This is a genomic window from Methylomonas sp. PHL2-19 (assembly GCF_059331595.1).
This window is the reverse complement of the sequence record NZ_CP196839.1, coordinates 3728820-3750363: the sequence shown is the minus strand read 5'-3', so window position 1 is coordinate 3750363 and position 21544 is coordinate 3728820. Positions and strand designations below refer to the sequence as shown.

The following is a 21544-nucleotide window of genomic DNA, read 5'->3' as shown; positions in this document are numbered from 1 at the left end:
CGCCGGCACTGGCTGATGGTTTTCAATCTCTTTCGCTGTGAATACTTACAAGGAGTAAAGGCGATCGGTAGCTAAAAGTTTTCACTTTGCTTCCCACTTCGTTTAGAAGGTTAGTAGTCCGAAAGTTTTAGATGTGTTATAACAACAAAACCCCTGTTTTTTGGATCAACTCTTTTTAGTAATTAGGCACAGTTAAAATGTACGCCGTCAATTATAGCTATTTTAGCTTCATCGCATTCTCAAATTACTATTACAAAAAACTTTCAATTGTATTCGGAGTTGTTATTGTGCAAATGGGGTGGTTAATTGAGTTATTGCTAGAATGCAATGCTAGTGTGCTTCAATGCAAATTGTTCAGGTAAGAACACTTTAATATTTGCTAAATTTTTTTCTAAAAATACTCTGTCTTGATTCTATTTGGTCTAACATCTCTAAGGAACCTCTGATTAATTCAGTTTTGCAAGACAACTCGGTGCGCAAGTCATTGATTTGATTTACGTTGAAATTCTATGTTACGAATTAATCAGAGACTACCTAACGAAATAGAGAGCCATGTTTTAATAAAAATACTATCGGATATATAGGTGATTAAAATATTGTGTGTTGGAACCGGAAGAGACGGTACCACAAGTTTGGCTGGGATGATCGAGGATGCATTTGAAAAAGACCATCTCATTTTAACAATTATGCATGAGTGGGCGAGTACAGAGCTAAATAGCCTTTTTTGCGAATATAGAGAAACTCTAGATGATTGTTATGTGACTCGCATAAAAGAGCTTATTCATGATTGTCCCTATGATTGTGTTGTTGGTAATGGGTATGCTGCAATATTACCCTTGTTTCGAGAAGTATGTGGCCCTAATCTTAAGATTGTTCACATAAAACGTCATGCTAAACTAGCATGCATAGAATCTCTAGTTCGTAATTCACAATTATTTCCATGGCCTTATAAGTATTACATAGATTCAGCCGATGCTACTGATAAGCGCATGGCGGCATTTCATTTCAACGAAATGCCGATGGAGGAATGGCTTGCCTTGCCAATTAATACTAAATTTGAATGGTATTATGATAAAACACATGAGCTTATCAAAGAAAATTTAAAACTATTTGAGGTGTCCTTGCTGGCCGAGACTGAATCATTGTCTAGCGAAGAGTTTCGCCAAATGTTACAGAAGTTTCTATGTTTAGATAATCTTCCTCCGTTGAAGCATTTGAATAAGCATGTTGAGCTTGATACTTTCAATCACGATAACTTTGTTTTCGTTCAGCGTCTCATCGGCAAGCTGGATGTATCCCGTCTAGGAAAAGACCCAATCTATGGATTGTCGCATTTTCTTGATGAATTCTCTTTATATTTGTTAGGGAGATTTGCTGGGGCTTCTGGGTCGGTTGATTTTCAGAGTTATCTTTCGGAATCGCTTAAGTTATTGGACGCAGCTATTCGTAGGCTATCTTTATTATCAAATGTTAGTGTTGATGGAGGAGGAGATGTTCCATTGTCGTCATCAAATGATTTTCAGCTGTCGCAAAATCAAAGCATTGAACTGGTTCATCATGTTAAACGACTTAATTCTGAGATTTGTGAGCGTATTGCAGAACGTGACAAGATGATTGCAGAGCGAGATGAGGCGCTAGTCCAATTGGGAAGGCTAAGGGTGGAAGTTGATGAGCGTGTTACGGAGCGTGACAAGATGATTGCAGAGCGAGATGAGGCGCTAGTCCAATTTGCAAGGCTAAGGTCTGAACTTGATGAGCGTATCGCAGAACGCGACAAAGCGACAACTGAGCGAGATCAGATTCGAGCAAAACTGGCGGGATTGATTGCGGATGCTGAGGGACATGTTACTGAAATCATTCAATGACTTTATGTATTTGCCGGAAGATATTTTCGCTTATACCAGTCGGAATAATTCGAAAGAAATGATTCGAAATCGTCCCTTATTTGTGGCGCCGCAACTAACAAGAGATCAAATTTCCAATGAGTAACTTTAAGGTGCCGGTCGATTCTACTAAGGTGTATTTGCATATTCTTCTACAGGAAATTTTGAAAAGATATAGAAAATATGGTTTGGTTTGGTTAATTCGAGGTATTTTTAAAAAGCTGTTGTGGGAGGTTTCGTGGCTTACTATGTTGCCAGTTTCAGTTTTAGGTCATTTTATTGGCTACAGAAGGCTAGTAATTCGTATCGAGCACATTGGTCATTTATCAGTTCAGCCGGATACTTTACTTAAAGATTTGAAATTAGGCCTAATTAGAGAAAGGAAATGGTTTATAACGGCCCCTGATAACAAAGTAGCGAATAAGCATTTATTAGGCTATTGGTCTGCTTATTTTCCGATTATAAGAAACGTATGGAAATGTTATTTACTCGATGCCTTGACTAAACATTATTTCATGCGAGATGATCTTTCAAAGTATGACTCAACTTTTTTTGGCGCACAACCGGTATATAGAATTAATAATCTTTGGGGAAAGCGCCCAGCGATTTTGACGTTGTCAAACGATGATATTTCATGGGGTAAATGTGCTTTAGCTATATTGGGTATCCCTGAAGATAAATGGTATGTTTGCATTCATGTTAGAGAGGGGGGGTTTATTCCCAATAACGAAGCTGTTCAAAGCCATCGAAATGCAAGTATTGAATATGTTATCCCGGCTATCAACGAAATTGTAAGTCGCGGTGGGATTTGCGTGCGAATGGGTGATAATACCATGAAGCCGCTACCAGAAATGGAAGGTGTTATTGATTACGCACATCACCCTTTGAAATCAGAGCGTATGGATGTTGTGCTTTGCGCGCAAGCGAAGTTCTTTCTTGGTTGTACTTCAGGGCTAGCTTTTTTATCAATGATTTTCGGAGTGCCTTGTGCGCATGCCAATATGATTCCAGTGGCAACTCTTGGTATTCGGTATTGTGATCTAAGTATTCCTAAATTGGTTTGGAGTGAACAAATGAACCGCTATTTGAGGTTTGATGAGTTGCTCGGCTGTCCAGAGGGGAATTTCTTTTTTACACACCAATACGCCGATGCCGGTCTGATCGTTGAGGAAAATTCATCCGAAGATATTCTTGAACTTGTCAAGGAAATGTTTCAGCGATTGGGAGGCAGGGAAAGGCTTTCTGAGGATGAGAAAGCACTATTATCAAACTATTTGTCGCTATTGACGCCAAATGATTATTCACATTTGGCGGCCTCTTCAATCGGCATAGGTTTTTTAAAGAAACATTCCAGATTATCTCCGCGGTAATCAAAAATTTTATAAGTGTTTGTGAGTATATTTATTGACCCTAAATCGTAAACAGCGTCAATCAAAATCGGATTATTATGCCCGCTGATGCTTAGCATTTATATTTTTGCTTAGAGTCCGCTTGGGAAGTGGGAGACGATTACAAAATTCAAGATACCTTCTATAATGAAAACATTAACAGGCTGGTGAAAAACTCGAAAAGCCAAGTAAGCTAAGGCATAGATGAGCGGCTAACTGTTAAAATAGGCTACCTAAATTTGGAGCCTTTCAATGCGCGGACACGATGCCATTCAAAACAGCTGGTTCAGCTATGTTAGCCTGGAAGACCGTATTCCCAAACAGCATCCGTTGCGTCGTTTACGGCTACTGGTTGATGGCGTATTGGCCTCAATGGATGCCGTCTTTGCCGAGCGTTACTCGCACACAGGCCGTCCCTCGATTGCCCCTGAAAAACTGCTGCGCGCCTTGCTGTTGCAAGTGCTGTACACCGTTCGCAGTGAGCGTCAGTTGATGGAACAACTGGACTACAACCTGTTGTTTCGCTGGTTTGTCGGTCTGGGCATCGACGACGCCGTGTGGGAACGCACAGTGTTCAGTGCCAACCGCGAACGCCTGCTGTCCGAAGCCCTGAGTCGCGAATTTTTTGAGCGGGTACTGGCCATAGCCGAATGGCAAAATCTGGTGTCCGACGAACACTTCAGTGTCGACGGTAGCCTCATTGAAGCCTGGGCCTCGCACAAAAGCTTCGTCAAAAAAGATGGTAGTGGTCCCGATAAACCCGCCGGCCGCAATCCCGAGATCGACTTCAGTGGCGAAAAGCGCAGCAACGCCACCCATCAAAGTACAACCGATCCCGAAGCCCGGCTTTACAAGAAAGGCGAATACACCGAGGCCAAACTGCGTTACATCACCCATGCCTTGTCCGAGAATCGCAACGGCCTGATTGTCGATGTCGAAACCACTCAAGCCACCGGCACCGCCGAAATCGAAGCCGCGCAAAAAATGATCAAACGCCGCGTGCCCCAAGGTGGCAGCGTCGGTGCCGACAAAGGCTATGACCAACCGGCGTTCGTCAACGGACTCGAGTCCCGTGATATCAAAGCCCATGTGGCCCGCAAAAAGATTGGCAGTGCCGTCGACGGCCGCACCGCGCGCGGCAAAGGTTACGCCCAAAGTCTCAAGCGCCGCAAAATCGTCGAAGAAGCCTTTGGCTGGGTCAAAACGGTCGGCGGCCTGCGCAAAACCCGTCACATCGGCTTAGCCAAAGTCGCGGGTCAGGCCTTGTTTTGCTTTGCCGCCTACAACCTGACGCGCATGCTCAACCTATTGGTGTTCACGCCGAAACCGGCGTGGAGTGCACCCGCCTAGGGTGAAGTTCGCCTGAAAACCGTCCACAGACGGCTTCAGGCGAATAAAAAGCCCTTGAAACCGGGGCAAAACGCTTGAAACTCGATGTCATGACCGATTTCAACTCGAAAAAATCACGAACATCGTGGGTAAGGGGAAATATCGGCGGGTTTTTCACCAGCCTGTTAAATCGTGTTTCGCCTGACGTATGGGCAACCCTTTCATATATTAGGTTTGTATTAGCTGTTTGGGTTTTGTTCGCGCACACTGCGAATTTTGGTCCAGTGGAAAGAGCGATGCCAGTGCCGTCTAGCAATGCGTTGGTAGCTGTCTACTGCTTCTTAGTAATATCTGGCTTCAGTATTCATCACTCTATATTGCAGCGACCGGGTAATTATACTTCCCGTCGATTTTGGCGAATAGCACCTACCCATATTGCATCTCTTACTATAGCCGTGTTAGCTTATCTGGTTTCTGGTCCCATCTTATTCGATGGTAAAGGTAATCCATTTCCAGTTCCGACTGTCTCCGGATGGCTAACAGCAGCCTTCCTCCTTCAAGCGTTTGTGCCAGTAGCTAGGTTAGCAGTATTATTTCCGGCCTGGTCTCTTTCGCTTGAGTGCGTCTATTACGTTTTAGCCCCATTGCTGATACGACTGCGTGTTAGATGGGCTTTATGCTTTATTTCGGGGTCAATAGTTTTTTGTATATTGCGACCAAAAATTTCAAATTTATATATTGGCTCCGATACTTTTGGTATTTCGGTAATTGCGCTTTTATGGGCTTGGCTTTCAGGCTGGATTGTTTATACAAACGTCAACCGTGTTTGGTGGTTAATGTTAACGGGCTGTACGGGTTCAGTTGCCATAGTGGTCGACCCGTTGCTAAATGGGTGGTTTAATCACGTTATATGGTGGACAACATTATTGGTTTGTCTTTTTGCCAAGGGTAACTTTCTAAATGCATTTGCAAGAAAATTAGGAAACTACCTTGGCGACTTGAGTTATCCCCTGTATTTGACTCACTATCCGGTACTTTTTTTGAGTTATAACTGGATTTTAAAAAAACATTTCTCCCTAAACTTTGGAATAACACAGGTATTAATCGCCCTAACAGGCTGGTGAAAAACTCGAAAAGCCAAGTAAGCTAAGGCATAGATGAGCGGCTAACTGTTAAAATAGGCTACCTAAATTTGGAGCCTTTCAATGCGCGGACACGATGCCATTCAAAACAGCTGGTTCAGCTATGTTGGCCTGGAAGACCGTATTCCCAAACAGCATCCGTTGCGTCGTTTACGGCTACTGGTTGATGGCGTATTGGCCTCGATGGATGCCGTCTTTGCCGAGCGTTACTCGCACACAGGCCGTCCCTCGATTGCCCCTGAAAAACTGCTGCGCGCCTTGCTGTTACAAGTCCTGTATACGGTCCGTAGCGAGCGTCAGTTGATGGAACAACTGGACTACAACCTGTTGTTTCGCTGGTTTGTCGGTCTGGGCATCGACGACGCCGTGTGGGAACGCACAGTGTTCAGTGCCAACCGCGAACGCCTGCTGTCCGAAGCCCTGAGTCGCGAATTTTTTGAGCGGGTACTGGCCATAGCCGAATGGCAAAATCTGGTGTCCGACGAACACTTCAGTGTCGACGGTAGCCTCATTGAAGCCTGGGCCTCGCACAAAAGCTTCGTCAAAAAAGATGGTAGTGGTCCCGATAAACCCGCCGGCCGCAATCCCGAGATCGACTTCAGTGGCGAAAAGCGCAGCAACGCCACCCATCAAAGTACAACCGATCCCGAAGCCCGGCTTTACAAGAAAGGCGAATACACCGAGGCCAAACTGCGTTACATCACCCATGCCTTGTCCGAGAATCGCAACGGCCTGATTGTCGATGTCGAAACCACTCAAGCCACCGGCACCGCCGAAATCGAAGCCGCGCAAAAAATGATCAAACGCCGCGTGCCCCAAGGTGGCAGCGTCGGTGCCGACAAAGGCTATGACCAACCGGCGTTCGTCAACGGACTCGAGTCCCGTGATATCAAAGCCCATGTGGCCCGCAAAAAGATTGGCAGTGCCGTCGACGGCCGCACCGCGCGCGGCAAAGGTTACGCCCAAAGTCTCAAGCGCCGCAAAATCGTCGAAGAAGCCTTTGGCTGGGTCAAAACGGTCGGCGGCCTGCGCAAAACCCGTCACATCGGCTTAGCCAAAGTCGCGGGTCAGGCCTTGTTTTGCTTTGCCGCCTACAACCTGACGCGCATGCTCAACCTATTGGTGTTCACGCCGAAACCGGCGTGGAGTGCACCCGCCTAGGGTGAAGTTCGCCTGAAAACCGTCCACAGACGGCTTCAGGCGAATAAAAAGCCCTTGAAACCGGGGCAAAACGCTTGAAACTCGATGTCATGACCGATTTCAACTCGAAAAAATCACGAACATCGTGGGTAAGGGGAAATATCGGCGGGTTTTTCACCAGCCTGCTAAGCGCTTCATGTTTGATTTATCATTTTGTCGATTATCCCCTAAGAAAGAGAGCTGCAATCAGTCGTATTGATCTTACCTCTGTATCCCCTGAAGTTTACCGGAGTTAAAAAATAGAGGATAACTTCTGAGGATTGTATTGCATGATTGCGGGCGAAGTATGTTCATGATGCTGTATCTACAACATAATCTGCAAACGGAAATGAGCTGGTAAAAGCAGGCGACACTGCATTAAGTACATGGATAGTGTTGTTATGAGTATGCACCATAAAATCCATTTCAAGTTGTCTCGTTTCCGTGTTTAGCAATTGTGCTCTAATGCCGACCTTGCTGCTAGGGATCAAGTGGTGGGTTTGTAACCTGGGAATCAATACTTTTGCTGCCGCTGAAAAACGAGATTTCAGGAATCTTCCTGCTTCTTCATGAGCGTAATTCCTAAATCCCTGTTGGTTTTTCCAGTATTGAATGGCTAGGTTTCCGCAAATTCTGGCGGCTTCTGCGGGTTCCAGGCCTTCAAGGCCTAAGTAGTTTTCTCTGCCGAGCGCTGGAATAGCGGTAGGCCCAAAATAGATTTCGCCGCTGATTTTTTTCACGCTATGTACGCCTAGAAATGGCACATTCAAGTCCGGTACCGGGTAAACCAAACCATTCAAATGAATTCCAGATTGTGGATCCAGCGAGAAATACATGCCTTTAAAAGGGAGCAGAGTGTACTGCTTGGCCGTGTCGAACAGATGGGCGATTCTGTCGGCATGCTGGCCGGCGGCATTTAACAGGGTGCTGTAACTGACTTTATTCCCTGATTGGGTGGTAAAGCAATTTTGTTCAGGCTGTGCGCTTTCAAGCCCTTCGCCGTAGTGGAAAGTTACGCCTTCCAATTCTAATAGTTGGTTAAGTTTTCGCAATACCTGCATTGGGTCGACGACGGCAGTGTTCGGCGAGTGCAATGCACGGTCACTGGCACTGGCTGCTTCTGGTTCAATTTCTTTCAATTGTCGGCGGTCGATTATATTAACTGTTGCGCCATTGTGTTTGCCTCTTGAGTACAACAATTCGACCTGCGCGTCTTGTTCCGGCCGGGTTGGCACGATAACTTTCCCCATGCGGCTAAGTGGGAGGTCATGCTCTTCGCAGAATTCAGCGAGTTGTTTTGATCCTGCGGCGCAAAATTTCGCTTTAAGCGATGTCTCGGGGTAATAAATGCCTGAATGCAGCACACCACTGTTTCTGCCGCTGCCATGGATACCCGGAGAAGTTTCTTTTTCAAAGACACCGATTTTTGCGCCGGGATGTCTAGTCAACAGGCTGCGGGCGATCGCTAAACCGGTTATGCCGGCGCCGATGACTGCATAGTCGTACTGGTAGTTGTTCATTTGAAGTGCATTTCGATTAATTAAACAGTAATATTAACCGTTTTAAGGTGGCTGACAAACTTGATTTGTAGGCTTTTGGAGTTGTTTATCTAATGCAAAAATGTTTGGAAATAATTGCCCGGATTCGGGAAACAGCGGGACGTGGGCGCAAAATTGTATTTGTTTCTGGCAACTTCAATGTGGTCCATCCAGGACATTTGCGGTTATTAAATTTCGCAGCGGAGTGTGGTGACGTTCTCGTGGTTGGAGTGGCCAGGGATAATACGATTGGGGCGTTGGTCCCTGAAAACCTTCGTCTGGAGGGTGTGCAGGCTATCGGTGTGGTGAATTTTGCCGTCTTGTTGCCGTGCTCTGTTGAAGAGTTTATTTCCCTCCTGAAACCGGATATGGTGGTTAAGGGCAAGGAACATGAGGAACATTTTAATCCTGAATTGGCCGCAGTTGAGAGCTACGGCGGAAAGTTGCTTTTTACTGCCGGTGAGGCGAGGTTTTCATCGTTTGATCTGTTACGTCGCGAACTCAGTGAAGTCAACCTGGGGTCTATCCGCAAGCCACCTAGCTACCGGAAGCGGCACCATATAGAGCACAATGACTTAATTGAAATGATTGGCCGATTCGCTGAGCTCAAGGTGATCGTGATTGGTGATCTGATTGTCGATGAATACATTACTTGCGATCCGCTGGGTATGTCTCAGGAGGACCCAACCATCGTGGTTACGCCGATTATGCGCGATATATTTGTCGGTGGTGCTGGTATCGTCGCCGCTCATGCGCGGGGTTTGGGGGCCAAAGCGTATTATTTTGGGGTTTCCGGCGATGATGAAACAGCCAGCTTTGCCGAAGCCAGACTGGCTAGTCAAGGTGTCGACGTTTGTCTAATTCGTGATGCGAATCGGCCAACCACGCTAAAACAACGCTTTAGAGCACGCGACAAAACGTTGTTGCGGGTTAGTCACCTGCGTCAACACGCGATTGATCATGAGATTGCAGAAGAGCTGTTCTCAAAAATCAAGTCGGCAATTGAACAAGCGGACTTGTTGATTTTCTCCGATTTTAACTACGGTTGTCTGCCGCAGGGATTGGTCGATGCCATCAGTTCTTATTGTGTCAAATGTGATGTACCGATGGTTGCGGATAGTCAGGCGTCCTCACAAATGGGTGATGTGTCCCGGTTTACCGGTATGCATTTAATAACCCCCACAGAGCATGAGGCGCGTATCGCCGCGCAAGATAAAGAATCGGGATTGGTAGTGCTTTCCGAAAAGCTGCTGCGTAAAGCCAAGGCCGGTCATGTGTTTATTACCCTGGGATCGGAAGGCATGCTGGTGCATACCCCTGAGATTAATAGTGTCGGCTTGATTACCGATCAATTGCCTGCTTTTAACGAAGCGCCAAAAGACGTGTCCGGTGCGGGAGACTGTTTATTGACATGTGCTTCAATGGCATTGGTATGCGGCGCGACCATTTGGGAGAGCGCTTATCTCGGTTCAATAGCGGCTGCTTGTCAGGTCAGCAGGATGGGAAATTTACCCTTGTCTGCTCAAGATATTATTCAGGAGTTGAAGATTTGAAGGCTTTGTTGCTTGCTGCTGGTTTTGGTACTCGCTTGCGTCCCATTACCGACACTATACCGAAATGTCTGGTACCGATTCACGGCAAGCCACTGTTGGGGTATTGGCTGGATCTATTGTTGCCTGCAGTCATTGAGAGAGCACTGATCAATACTCACTATCTGCCGGATGTGGTTCGAGAGTATGTTTCCAAATCGTCTTGGCGAGAGAAAGTCGATCTAGTTCATGAAGACCGCTTATTGGGCACCGGAGGCACAGTACTGGTCAATCGCGACTATTTTGGGCGCGAGTCTTTTTTTGTAGCGCATGCCGATAATTTGACCCGATTTGATCCCAACGCGTTTATTCAGGCACATGCTAACCGCAGGCAGGGAACGCTGATCACCATGATGACTTTTGACACTGATGTTCCTCAAAGTTGCGGTATCGTCGAGTTGGACGGGGACGGTCTAGTTGTTGCGTTTCATGAGAAAAAACCTAATCCGCCTGGGCGTAGGGCAAGTGCTGCTGTCTATTTGTTCGAGCCGGAAGTTGTTGATTTTATGCTTAGCCTAGGTACAGAAGAGTTCGATATAAGTATGCACGTAATACCGTATTTCCTCGGAAAAATTCAAACCTTTCACAATGCCGATTACCATCGGGACATTGGTTCCCCCGAAAGTTTGCGATTAGCTGAAATAGAATTCTGAGCAGTTGGGACTGCTCGTCACACAATTCAAGTGTAGGTAGTCTTGCTAGATATTTGGAACTAGAGTTGTTCTGTTTAGCGTGAGGCTTACCCATTGCATTCGGGCCGAAATTTAAATTGAAAACACCATCCGTATCCGTAATCATCGTTAATTGGAATGGTGGCGAACTACTACATGTTTGCCTCGATCACTTACTACGCCAATCCACCTTGCCGGATCGGATATTGGTCATGGATAATGGCAGTTCGGACAACTCGGCTGACCATGCGGATGGGCTACCAGGAGTTACTGTTATTAATCTTGGTACAAACCTGGGGTTCGCAACGGCCAATAATAGAGCTCTGGCGCTATGCGACACCGAATTCGTTGTTCTCTTGAATCCTGACGCATTCGCCGAACCAGAATGGTTAGATAGATTGCTCCAAGCTGCTGTAAATCACCCTGATGTGGCCACTTTTGGATCCTGCCAATTGATTTATAGTTCGGAGAATCTTATCGATGGTACCGGAGATTGTTATCATTTTTCCGGCTTGGTTTGGCGGAATAAGCACGGTGAATCTATAGAAAATGTCGATCTTGTATCACGTGAAATATTTGCACCTTGTGCGGCGGCAGCAATGTATAGACGCCAGACTTTATTGGATCTAGGAGGTTTCGACGAGGACTTTTTCTGTTATGTTGAAGATGTCGATTTAGGCTTTCGGTTACGTTTAGCGGGAAATAAAGCTATGTACGTTGCAAACGCTGTTGTCCACCATGTTGGTTCGGCGATGACAGGTGGTCAGCATAGCGATTTTTCTATTTACCACGGGCATCGTAATCTTGTCTGGGCTTTTGTCAAAAATATGCCTGGGTTGCTTTTTTGGTTATTAATACCTTTTCATTTGGCATTAAATATTGTGACAGTTATATATTTCATAATTCATGGTCACAGTCGAGTTATTATCCGAGCGAAGATCGATGCCGTAAAAGGTTTAAAGTCTATCTGGAAAAAACGCAAGAAGATTCAGAAGGACCGTATTGCATCAATTATCGATATTTGGCGTGTTTTGGATAAACAGCCATTCGCCAATAATCGCAAAATAAAGAACTTATGACGGCAAAACTCTCGGCAATCATTGTCAATTTCAACGCTGGTGAATTGTTAAAATTCTGTGTCGAGTCTTTGTTGGACTGTTCTGAAGATGTGGAAATCATTGTTATAGACAACGCATCAGAGGACGATAGCCTTAATGCATTATTGACAATACCTGGAGTGAGGGTTGAAAGAAATTCTGAAAACTTAGGTTTCGCGGCAGGATGTAACCAAGGCATAAAGCTTGCGAGTACCAATAATTTACTGTTCATCAATCCCGATTGCTTTGTTGAAAAGCATGCGTTGCAGGACTTGATGAATGAATTGGCGCTGGATTATCACATTGGTATGGTCGGCGGTTTTTTAATTAATCCGGATGGTACTGAGCAAGCGGGTGGGCGACGTGCCATTCCTACACCATGGCGTTCTTTTGTACGTGCTTTCGGATTATCTAGGCTTGATAACCGTTGGCCTCGCTTGTTTTTCGACTTTCATTTACACAAACAGCCTTTGCCTGAAAAGCCAATAGAGGTAGAAGCTATTTCGGGTGCTTGCATGTTGGTTAAGCGCCAGGCGATTGAGGATGTGGGAGAGTGGGATGACGGCTATTTTTTACATTGCGAAGACCTGGATTGGTGTATGCGTTTTCGGCAAAAAGGTTGGAAAATCAAGTTTGTACCAACCGCAAAGATTGCACACGTGCATGGTGCATGTGGTCGCTCCCGTCCCCTATTTGTAGAATGGCATAAGCACAAAGGGATGTTACGCTTCTACCGTAAGTTTTTTCGCCATCAATATCCTGGGGGGCTAATGACTTTAGTTGCACTCGGTGTCTGGTTTCGGTTTTTGCTGGTGGCAGGTTATTTGACATTTACGCGTTTTTTAAAATCATAATGGTTTCAATGGCTAGAAAACGCATAGGCGTATTGGGTGCAACCAGCCATGTTGGGTTGGCCATTTTGCCTTTGCTCGTGCAAGCAGGTTTTGATGTTGTTGCATTTTCTCGTCAGTCAGTTAAATCTGTTATGTCAAATGTAGAATGGCAAGTTGTCCAATCACTAGTGTCTAAGGTTGACGATGAAGAAATTTCTTTTTGGATTTGTTTGGCACCGATTTGGACTTTGCCGTCGTATTTTGCCGCGATTCAAGCGAGTAAAGCAAAACGTGTTGTAGTATTGTCATCGACTAGTCGTTTTACTAAACAAGGTTCGTCAGATCCCGTGGACCAAATGCTTGCCCAGCGTTTTGTAAAATCAGAATTTGATGTGCAGGAATGTGCTGCCAATGCTGGTATTGAATGTGTCATTCTGCGGCCTACATTAATTTATGGACTGGGTCGCGATAAAAATATTTGTGAAATTGGGTGTTTGATTCGCCGATTCCACTTTTTTCCGCTGCTAGGACAGGCTAAGGGATTACGACAACCTGTTCATTGCTCTGATGTGGCACAAGCTTGCGTCTCCGCTTTGTTTGCCGAGAATGTGGCCAATAAGAGTTACAATCTGTCCGGTGCGGAGATATTGAGCTATAGAGATATGGTTGCTCGCATATTTAATGCTATAGGTCTTAAGCAGCGTTTTATTCAAATTCCTATGCTGTTATTACGGATAGGATTTGTCATCCTAAAAATCTTGCCACGCTATCGTGGTTGGTCTTTTTCAATGATGGAACGCACAAATCATGATTTGGTTTTCGATCATCATGATGCAACCCGTGATTTGGGATTTAGTCCGAGACCGTTTCGGCTTGGTGCTGAAGATTTAGCGATAAAATAAATGTAACTTTCAGTACCCAATTAAGAGAAAGGATTTACTCCGTCTAATGCTGGAGGACTGCATGGATGCAGGAGTTAGGGCAACGCTGTGTTGGTTGCAGAGAGGGAGGGGATTAATAGAGCTAAATAGGAGGGATGTATGGCAATGCCGTTAAGTTAAGCCTCACCGATACTACCGCCTAGGCTTGGGGCTGACACGATTTTTAGGACGAGGCGCTTTTCGGTCGGGTCGTTTGCGTTCGAGGGTTCTGGCGTACAGAGCAATCAACTCCAACACCTGATCGTGCGGCACGCGCTGAATAAGCCAGACGAACAACCGGTTCTTCAGGGAGTTTAGGATGTAGGTGAAGTTGGGATAATAACGCGCCGCTTTATTGTCCGGTAGCGTCTCGTAAGCCTGGCGTGCGAGGGCTTCCGCTAAATTGGCGGTAAAGAGTTTGGCATGCGCATCCTGGCGTATCGATTCGGGTAATTCGCCGGTGAATTCCAGGTAGAGTCAGTGTTTGAGAACTTTGAAGGCTTCCTCGATGTTCCAACGCGCATGGTATAACTCAGCGAAAGCCTGGACGGGATAAGCGTCGGCATCGGTGAGCGATGTCGCCAGAACTTCGATGTGGCCGGTGGACAATACGACTTTGATCAGGCGAAAAGTCAAGGTTTGGGCAGTCAAGGTCATGCCGACTGCCTGTGCTTGACGTCGGGCATTAGCTGATACCGGTTGCGTCATCACGGTTTCGGACAAATTTGAGCGTAAAAACCTGTCCACCGTCGGCCATTGGTTGCCGTCCATGCGGGCGAGGAAAGGCAAATGACGGTGTTGTAACAGGGTAAACAGCCACACCGCCGGAAAGCCGCGACCCATGACCAATAGATCGTCGCTGGCAAGATGAGGCAGCAGTTGTACCAGCAGCGCTCGTTCGGCATCGTCAAAACGCCCCAGTACGGTTTTGATCCTCAGCTTTGAAGTGGTGGTAAACAACCCCAAGGCGCGCGCCAACACATAAGGCTGGTCGCCGCTGTCGGTTTGGACGCCGAACTCAGCCTGATTTTCCAGCCAGAGTGGCAAACGTAAGGTCGTTGAATCCGTGGCGACTAAACGCAACCCTTGCCAGCGAGGTTCGGGCAATAGTTCATTGAGTAAGCCGATTAAACTGTCGTTCAGCGCTTCGAAGGCCGTGGCCTTGAGTTTTTGCCGGGCTTGAGAAACGGCGCTTTTACTCACGGCCCGCAATGAATGACCATCCAGTGTGGTGAACAGATCGTCCAACAGGGTTTGCAAGCTGCCTTTGAAGGCGCAGAGCAGGAAAGAAACCAACACTGGAAAGGTAAGAACGCGTTGCAGGGTAAGGGCTTTGTCGTGAGTCCGATGCGCGGCGATGAAGTCGGGCGAGTGGAGAAGCTTTGAAAGATGGGCAAGAATGCCGGCATGGATACTGCTAAGTCGGCTTCATTGATTTATCCTTGTTTTTCAGTATGTTACATTGATCATTGTAACACGAATTTCTTAACTTAACGGCATTGGGGTTACTATACCGGGTTTTGCCACAGGAGCTATAACGCGGTTTTACATTTACATCGAGTATTAGCCATACACCGTAATATCACCAAAATGAAAACAGTTATCCTAGCCGGTGGATTCGGCACTCGTATCAGCGAAGAATCGCATCTCAAGCCCAAACCCATGATAGAAGTTGGCGGCAAGCCGATTCTGTGGCATTTAATGAAGATTTACTCGCGCTACGGCATTAACGATTTCATTATCTGTTTGGGTTACAAGGGCTATGTCATCAAAGAATACTTTGCCAATTATTTTTTGCACATGTCGGATGTCACATTTGATATGGAGCACAACCGCATGGAAGTCCACGAAAAAAATGCCGAGCCTTGGCGAGTGACGCTGATCGATACCGGGCAAGATACCCTGACGGGCGGTAGACTACTACGCGTGAAAGATTATATTGGCGATGAGACCTTTTGTTTTACCTATGGTGACGGCTTGGCTGACGTCAATATCGATACATTAATTCAATTTCATCGTTCGCAAGGCAAAGCGGCGACGTTGACAGCCATCCAACCACCGGGCCGATATGGTGCGTTGAATATTGTCGGCAACGCGGTGCTTGATTTCCAGGAAAAACCAGCCGGCGATGGCGCCTGGGTCAATGGCGGGTTTTTCGTGCTGGAGCCGTCGGTTTTGGATTATATCGATGGCGATCTGGTGACTTGGGAGGCGCAGCCTTTGCAACGCTTGGCTAGAGAAAATCAATTGGCCGCTTATCATCATAAGGGTTTCTGGCAGGCGATGGACACCATGCGCGATAAGAATCATCTTGAAGAATTGTGGAGTCTTAATCCGCCCTGGAAAGTATGGTAATGAAATCAGAGTTTTGGGCGGGCAAGCGGGTCTTACTGACCGGCCACACCGGTTTTAAAGGTAGCTGGTTGTCGCTATGGTTACAATCCAAGCAAGCACATTTAGTCGGCTATGCGCTTGCGCCGCCGACCAATCCAAGTTTGTTCGAAGTCGCTGAAGTGGGTAAAGGCATGGTCAGCATCATCGGCGATATTCGCGATTTGTCAAAGTTGCGAGCGGTGTTTGCCGAGCATCAGCCCGAAATTGTCATCCATATGGCGGCCCAGCCTTTGGTACGCTATTCCTACAGCGAACCCGTCGAGACTTACTCAACCAATGTGATGGGTACGGTCAATTTGCTTGAAGCGGTGCGTCATACCGTCAGCGTCAAGGCCGTCGTCAATGTTACCAGCGACAAATGCTACGAAAATCGCGAATGGGTCTGGGGTTATCGCGAGCATGAAGCAATGGGCGGTTACGATCCCTACAGCAACAGCAAGGGCTGCGCGGAACTGGTGACAGCTGCGTACCGTAATTCTTATTTTCATCCGGATAACTATACCGATCATGGTGTGGCTTTGGCTTCGGCCAGAGCCGGTAATGTGATCGGCGGTGGCGATTGGGCCGAGGATAGATTGATTCCGGATATTATGCGCGCAATTACCCAAGGCCAGCCGGTCAATATTCGCAATCCCCTCGCCATCCGCCCTTGGCAGCACGTATTGGAGCCATTGTCAGGGTATTTGTTGTTGGCGGAAAAACTGTATGAACTAGGGCCGGACTTCGCGGAGGCCTGGAATTTTGGGCCGAACGAGGACGATGCCAAACCCGTGCAATGGATAGTGGAAAACTTGACTAAGAGTTGGGGCGAGGGCGCGGATTGGATTTTGGATGACGGTAATCACCCACACGAAGCACATTATCTGAAGTTGGATTGTGCCAAGGCAAAAACGCATTTGAGCTGGCATCCTAGATGGCATCTCGAAAAGACATTGACGTCGATTGTCGAGTGGCACAGAGCCTATCGTGACGAACGTGATATGCGTGCATTAACCTTGCGGCAGATTGATCAATATAACAGAAACACCAAGCAGGCAAATTAAGTGGATAAGACAGAGTTGAAGCAGCAAATATTCAATCTGGTAGAGCAATATAGCGCGTTACATTTTGCGGAAAAATCGTTTCAGGCAGGAACCAGCGCCGTTCCGCCTTCCGGCAAAGTACTCGGTGCCAGTGAGCTTAAAAATATGGTCGAAGCATCGCTGGACGGCTGGTTGACCTCCGGGCGTTTCAACGAAGCATTTGAAAAACGTTTTGCCGAATTTGTCGGCGTGCCTTATGCATTGACCACCAATTCCGGTTCCTCGGCTAATTTGTTGGCATTCACCGCATTGACCTCGCCCAAATTAGGCGAGCGTGCCTTAAAACCGGGCGATGAGGTGATTACAGTCGCGGCGGGTTTTCCAACGACTGTCAATCCGATTTTGCATGCGGGCATGGTGCCGGTGTTCGTCGATGTCGATATTCCGACCTATAACGTTGATCCGCAAAAAATCGAAGCGGCAGTGTCAGAGCGCACTCGAGCCATCATGATTGCTCATACCCTCGGTAATCCTTTTGACCTGGATGCGGTCATGGTTGTCGCCAACAAGCATAATTTGTGGGTTATTGAAGACTGCTGCGATGCTTTAGGGTCAACCTATAAAGGCCAACACGTCGGCCAGTTCGGCCACATTGCAACCTGTAGTTTTTACCCGGCGCATCACATTACCATGGGCGAGGGCGGCATGGTGTTTACCAAGGATCGCAAGCTGCGCAAAATCATCGAATCCTTCCGCGATTGGGGACGCGATTGTTATTGCGCGCCGGGTTGCGACGATACTTGCGGTATGCGCTTCGGTTGGCAGTTGGGTACTTTGCCGAAGGGCTACGATCACAAATATACCTACTCGCATTTGGGCTACAACCTGAAAATCAGCGACATGCAGGCTGCCTGCGCATTGGCGCAAATGGATCGTCTATCCGATTTTATTGCGATCCGTAAACGCAATTTCGAGTATTTAAAACAGCGCCTAAAATCCTGCGAGCAGTTTGTAATCTTGCCTGAAGCGACGCCCAACAGCGATCCTTCCTGGTTCGGTTTCCCCATCACCTTACGCGAATCGGCTGAATTTGTCCGAGTCGATCTACTGAAATACCTGGACCAATACAAAATCGGTACCCGCTTACTGTTTGCCGGCAACCTGACGCGTCAGCCTTATTTTCAGGATAGGGCTTATCGAATCAGCGGTGATTTGCAAAACACCGATACCGTGATGAATAACACTTTGTGGATAGGTGTCTATCCCGGTCTGACCGAAGAGATGTTGAGTTTTGTGGTCGAGAGGTTGGAATCATTCTTTGGTGTGAGTTAATAGTTTGCGTGTCCTACTGACTGGAGTGACTGGCTATTTAGGCAGTCACTTAGCGACGGCATTGCTCGATGAAGGGCACGAGATTGTCGCCATTAAAAGAAAGTTGTCCCCGCTCAACCGGATAGCAGCTATTTTACCCAGGCTGGTCGTCTGCAATTTAGAGGAAACCTATCTCGTTGAATTGTTTACACGTTTCGGTAGATTCGATGCGGTGATTCATACCGCTACCTGTTATGGCAAGGGCGGTGAGACTATCAGTCAAATCACAGAAACCAATCTGTTGTTTTCGCTGAAGCTATTAGAAGCAGCGGTTTGCGCAAATGTCGATGTATTTATCAATACCGACACGGCATTGGATAAACATCTGAATCCATACGCACTTTCCAAAAGGCAATTTTCAGAATGGGGTAAATACTTCGCATGCCAAGAGAAAATTCGTTTCATTAATGTGAGACTTGAACATTTTTATGGCCCCGGGGACGATAATTCTAAATTTACCGCACATGTTATCAATAGCTGCTTGGCTAATGTACCGAAATTAAATCTGACATTGGGCGAGCAGCGTCGTGATTTTATATACATAGATGACGCCGTATTTGCATACTCGTTATTGCTGAATAAACGAAATTCAATTGCAGACTGGTTTATTGAATTTGAAGTCGGTAGTGGTGTTGCGGTGACCATCAGGCGGTTTGTCGAAACGGTACACAACTTAACGGCATCGACAACCTGCCTGAATTTCGGTGCATTGCCTTACCGGGCAGGGGAAGCAATGTTTTCGCAAGCAAATACTGAGGCAATACAGGCACTGGGGTGGCGCTGCGAATATGGACTTTTGGAAGGTTTACAAATGACAATTGAAGGAAATAAGCAATGAAATTGCTGATCACTGGCGGCTGTGGTTTCTTAGGGAGCAATTTAGCCGCCGATGCGATACGGCGGGGCGATGAGTTATTGATATTTGATAATCTCTATCGTAGTGGCTCGCGCGAAAACCTGACGTGGTTACAAACACAAGGGAAATTTCTTTTTGAGCATGGCGACATTCGGAATCAGAATGACATTACCCGAGCCATCCAGTCATCCAAACCGGACGCGATATTTCATTTGGCCGGGCAAGTGGCTATGACTACGTCGATTGCCAATCCACGTATGGATTTCGAGGTCAATGCAGTCGGGACCCACAATCTGCTGGAGGCTGTCAGACAATATTCGCCGGAAACGATCGTTGTGTATTCCTCCACCAACAAAGTGTATGGCGATTTGGAGCAGTATTCTTATACCGAAACTCAAACGCGATTCCAGTGCCAAGAGCATCCCAACGGCTTCGATGAAAATGTACCTTTGGAATTCCATTCACCCTACGGCTGCTCCAAAGGCGCTGCTGATCAATATATGCTTGATTATGCAAGAATATTCGGGCTTAAGACCGTGGTTTTTCGCCATTCGTCGATGTATGGCGGCAGGCAGTTCGCTACCTATGATCAAGGCTGGGTTGGCTGGTTTTGTCAAAAGGCGATAGAGACAGCCAAAGGCCTAAGTAAAGAGCCGTTCACTATTTCCGGTACTGGCAAACAGGTTCGTGACGTACTCCATGCCGAAGACATGAAGCGTCTTTATAGTGCGGCATTGAGCAATATCGATAAAGCTCAAGGGCAAGTGTTTAACATTGGTGGTGGTATAGAAAACAGTCTGTCTTTATTGGAACTGTTTGAGTTGTTGGAATCGATCGTTGGTGTTCGCCTTAATTACGACCAATTGCCAGTGCGTGAAAGCGATCAACGCGTGTTTGTGGCCGACATAAGCAAAGCTAAACGCTTGCTTGCTTGGCAACCACAAGTCACAGCGCCGGAGGGTGTGTCGGCCATGGTGAAATGGGTTGACCAATCGTAATGAGTGACGCAGTTTCCAACGAACGTACCCGGAATTATCTGCGGCAGATAAAAGGATCGGTGATTTACAAAGCTATCAGCATGGTAGCGTCGTTTTGTGCGATTCCTTTGATGATCGATTGCCTTGGGCAGGAGCAGTTTGGTGTTTGGTCCACATTACTTACCATAATGTCATGGATTGTGTTTTTCGATCTAGGCATCGGCAATGGCCTTCGCAATAAGGTGGCGGAAGCGTTGGCGAAGAATGATAGTGTGGAAGCTGCTCATTACATTTCATCGGGTTACAGCTTGATTGGTGTGATAGCGCTGATAGTGTGGGTGATAGTCACTGGTGCCTCATTTTTTGTTCCTTGGCAAATAGTGTTTAACTCCCAGGCAATTCCGGAAGACACGTTGCGCATAACCGTGCAAATTTCGGCATTTTTTATCTTGTTGAATTTTTGGATCGGTTTGATCAGTGCGCTACTTGGCGCGGTACAAAAATCCTCATGGGTTGCTTTGGGCCCGTTGATTTCAAACGTACTTACCTTAACTCTTATTTATGGTTTGACGAAGTTCGCTGACGCATCGATTAGTAATTTGGCAATTGTTTATGGCATTTCAATGATTGCTGCAAATTTGATGTTGAGTATTAGGTTTTATCAACAGAATCCAGGCTTGGTTCCGTATTTTTTTTGGGATAAATCTCATGTGCGCCCTTTGTTATCGGTGGGAGTGCAGTTCTTTATAATACAGCTTGCCGTATTGGTTATATTCACCACCGATAAGTTTCTGATTGCCCAGATTTTTGGGCCTCAATATGTCACCGAATATGAGGTTGTGTTTAAGCTTTTTAGTATCATTAGTTTTGCGCATACGTTAATTTCCGCGCCGCTTTGGTCTGCTTATACGGATGCTTTTCATAGAAATGATATTGCATGGATTCGCACTATGTTGCGAAAACAGTTAATGCTTTTAGCCGGCATTGCTATGGCAGTGGCAATCTTGGCTTTAATAGCGAAATCTGTTATTTCTTTATGGATAAGTGTTGAGTTTTTTGTATCATTGCCATTGATAGTTGCAATGGGATTGTTTGTGGTGATTTCCAGTTGGAATAATATTTTTGCGATGTTTGTAAACGGTATCGGCAATATCTCTGTTCAGCTATATACAGCAATAGCAGCCATGTTAATCAATATTCCACTAGCCCTATTCTTTACAAACCAATTAGGCTTTGGTTCATATGGTGTGGTATTGGCAACTTGCGTAAGTTTGCTTTTTGCAGGCGTGGCGCTTCCAGTTCAGGTGCTGCAGATAATCCGTCGCCAGGCTTGGGTAGTCGATAAATAGTGGGTG

General features: G+C 46.5%; 18 protein-coding genes. 16 read left to right on the top strand and 2 right to left on the bottom strand.

Annotation, left to right across the window (positions count from 1 at the left end; translation table 11 throughout):
* Positions 1–584: 584 nt before the first annotated feature.
* From ACR02O_RS17270 to ACR02O_RS17250, 5 genes are all read left to right on the top strand, one after another.
* Positions 585–1865 (top strand): hypothetical protein, encoded by a 1281-nt coding sequence (locus ACR02O_RS17270; protein ID WP_494522076.1) that lies wholly within the window; start codon positions 585–587, stop codon positions 1863–1865.
* 116 nt (positions 1866–1981) lie between these two features.
* Complete coding sequence (locus ACR02O_RS17265; RefSeq protein WP_494522075.1) at positions 1982–3253, top strand: TIGR04372 family glycosyltransferase; 1272 nt, start codon at positions 1982–1984, stop codon at positions 3251–3253.
* A gap of 270 nt (positions 3254–3523) precedes the next feature.
* Complete coding sequence (locus tag ACR02O_RS17260) at positions 3524–4621, top strand: IS5 family transposase (RefSeq protein WP_415878136.1); 1098 nt, start codon at positions 3524–3526, stop codon at positions 4619–4621.
* A 74-nt stretch (positions 4622–4695) separates the two neighbouring features.
* Positions 4696–5724 carry an acyltransferase family protein gene (locus tag ACR02O_RS17255; RefSeq protein WP_494522074.1) on the top strand — a complete coding sequence of 343 codons (1029 nt, stop codon included), beginning with the start codon at positions 4696–4698 and terminating at the stop codon, positions 5722–5724.
* Positions 5725–5805: 81 nt separating this feature from the next.
* Positions 5806–6903 (top strand): IS5 family transposase, encoded by a 1098-nt coding sequence (locus ACR02O_RS17250; protein ID WP_458137750.1) that lies wholly within the window; start codon positions 5806–5808, stop codon positions 6901–6903.
* A 329-nt stretch (positions 6904–7232) separates the two neighbouring features.
* On the opposite strand, the gene lhgO is transcribed toward ACR02O_RS17250, so the two are convergent.
* Positions 7233–8441 carry an L-2-hydroxyglutarate oxidase gene (gene lhgO / locus ACR02O_RS17245; RefSeq protein WP_494522073.1) on the bottom strand — a complete coding sequence of 403 codons (1209 nt, stop codon included), beginning with the start codon at positions 8439–8441 and terminating at the stop codon, positions 7233–7235.
* A gap of 92 nt (positions 8442–8533) precedes the next feature.
* Between lhgO and ACR02O_RS17240 the strand changes: the two genes are divergently transcribed.
* The 5 genes from ACR02O_RS17240 to ACR02O_RS17220 all read left to right on the top strand — a co-directional run bounded on the left by ACR02O_RS17240 (position 8534) and on the right by ACR02O_RS17220 (position 13551).
* The gene (locus ACR02O_RS17240) at positions 8534–10012 is read left to right on the top strand and encodes a PfkB family carbohydrate kinase (RefSeq protein WP_458137917.1); all 1479 of its coding nucleotides are present in this window, start codon (positions 8534–8536) and stop codon (positions 10010–10012) included.
* The gene (locus ACR02O_RS17235; protein WP_458137916.1) at positions 10009–10701 is read left to right on the top strand and encodes a nucleotidyltransferase family protein; all 693 of its coding nucleotides are present in this window, start codon (positions 10009–10011) and stop codon (positions 10699–10701) included. The genes ACR02O_RS17240 and ACR02O_RS17235 overlap by 4 nt, the downstream gene beginning before the upstream one ends.
* Before the next feature lie 116 nt (positions 10702–10817).
* Positions 10818–11798 carry a glycosyltransferase family 2 protein gene (locus ACR02O_RS17230; RefSeq protein ID WP_458137915.1) on the top strand — a complete coding sequence of 327 codons (981 nt, stop codon included), beginning with the start codon at positions 10818–10820 and terminating at the stop codon, positions 11796–11798.
* Entirely contained in the window at positions 11795–12670 is an 876-nt protein-coding gene (locus tag ACR02O_RS17225) for a glycosyltransferase family 2 protein (protein WP_458137914.1), read from the top strand. Before ACR02O_RS17230 ends, ACR02O_RS17225 begins: the two co-directional genes overlap by 4 nt.
* Positions 12671–12678: 8 nt before the next feature.
* Complete coding sequence (locus tag ACR02O_RS17220) at positions 12679–13551, top strand: SDR family oxidoreductase (RefSeq protein WP_458137913.1); 873 nt, start codon at positions 12679–12681, stop codon at positions 13549–13551.
* Positions 13552–14046: 495 nt separating this feature from the next.
* Here ACR02O_RS17220 and ACR02O_RS17215 read toward each other — a convergent pair whose 3' ends face one another.
* Positions 14047–14970 carry an IS4 family transposase gene (locus ACR02O_RS17215; protein ID WP_458139247.1) on the bottom strand — a complete coding sequence of 308 codons (924 nt, stop codon included), beginning with the start codon at positions 14968–14970 and terminating at the stop codon, positions 14047–14049.
* 189 nt (positions 14971–15159) lie between these two features.
* Here ACR02O_RS17215 and rfbF point away from each other — a divergent pair, with 189 nt between their 5' ends.
* The 6 genes from rfbF to ACR02O_RS17185 are packed head-to-tail and all read left to right on the top strand — an operon-like array spanning position 15160 to position 21538.
* Positions 15160–15924, top strand: a complete 765-nt coding sequence (rfbF, locus tag ACR02O_RS17210; RefSeq protein ID WP_458137912.1) for a glucose-1-phosphate cytidylyltransferase — start codon at positions 15160–15162, stop codon at positions 15922–15924.
* Positions 15924–17006 (top strand): CDP-glucose 4,6-dehydratase, encoded by a 1083-nt coding sequence (gene rfbG / locus ACR02O_RS17205; RefSeq protein WP_458137911.1) that lies wholly within the window; start codon positions 15924–15926, stop codon positions 17004–17006. The genes rfbF and rfbG overlap by 1 nt, the downstream gene beginning before the upstream one ends.
* A complete protein-coding gene (gene rfbH, locus ACR02O_RS17200; protein ID WP_458137910.1) occupies positions 17007–18317 on the top strand; it encodes a lipopolysaccharide biosynthesis protein RfbH in 1311 nt (436 codons plus the stop codon). It begins immediately after the preceding gene.
* A 4-nt stretch (positions 18318–18321) separates the two neighbouring features.
* Complete coding sequence (locus tag ACR02O_RS17195; protein WP_458137909.1) at positions 18322–19194, top strand: NAD-dependent epimerase/dehydratase family protein; 873 nt, start codon at positions 18322–18324, stop codon at positions 19192–19194.
* Positions 19191–20210: a GDP-mannose 4,6-dehydratase gene (locus tag ACR02O_RS17190; RefSeq protein WP_458137908.1), complete on the top strand. Its 1020-nt coding sequence runs from the start codon at positions 19191–19193 to the stop codon at positions 20208–20210. Before ACR02O_RS17195 ends, ACR02O_RS17190 begins: the two co-directional genes overlap by 4 nt.
* A complete protein-coding gene (locus tag ACR02O_RS17185; RefSeq protein WP_458137907.1) occupies positions 20210–21538 on the top strand; it encodes a lipopolysaccharide biosynthesis protein in 1329 nt (442 codons plus the stop codon). The genes ACR02O_RS17190 and ACR02O_RS17185 overlap by 1 nt, the downstream gene beginning before the upstream one ends.
* Positions 21539–21544 lie beyond the last annotated feature (6 nt).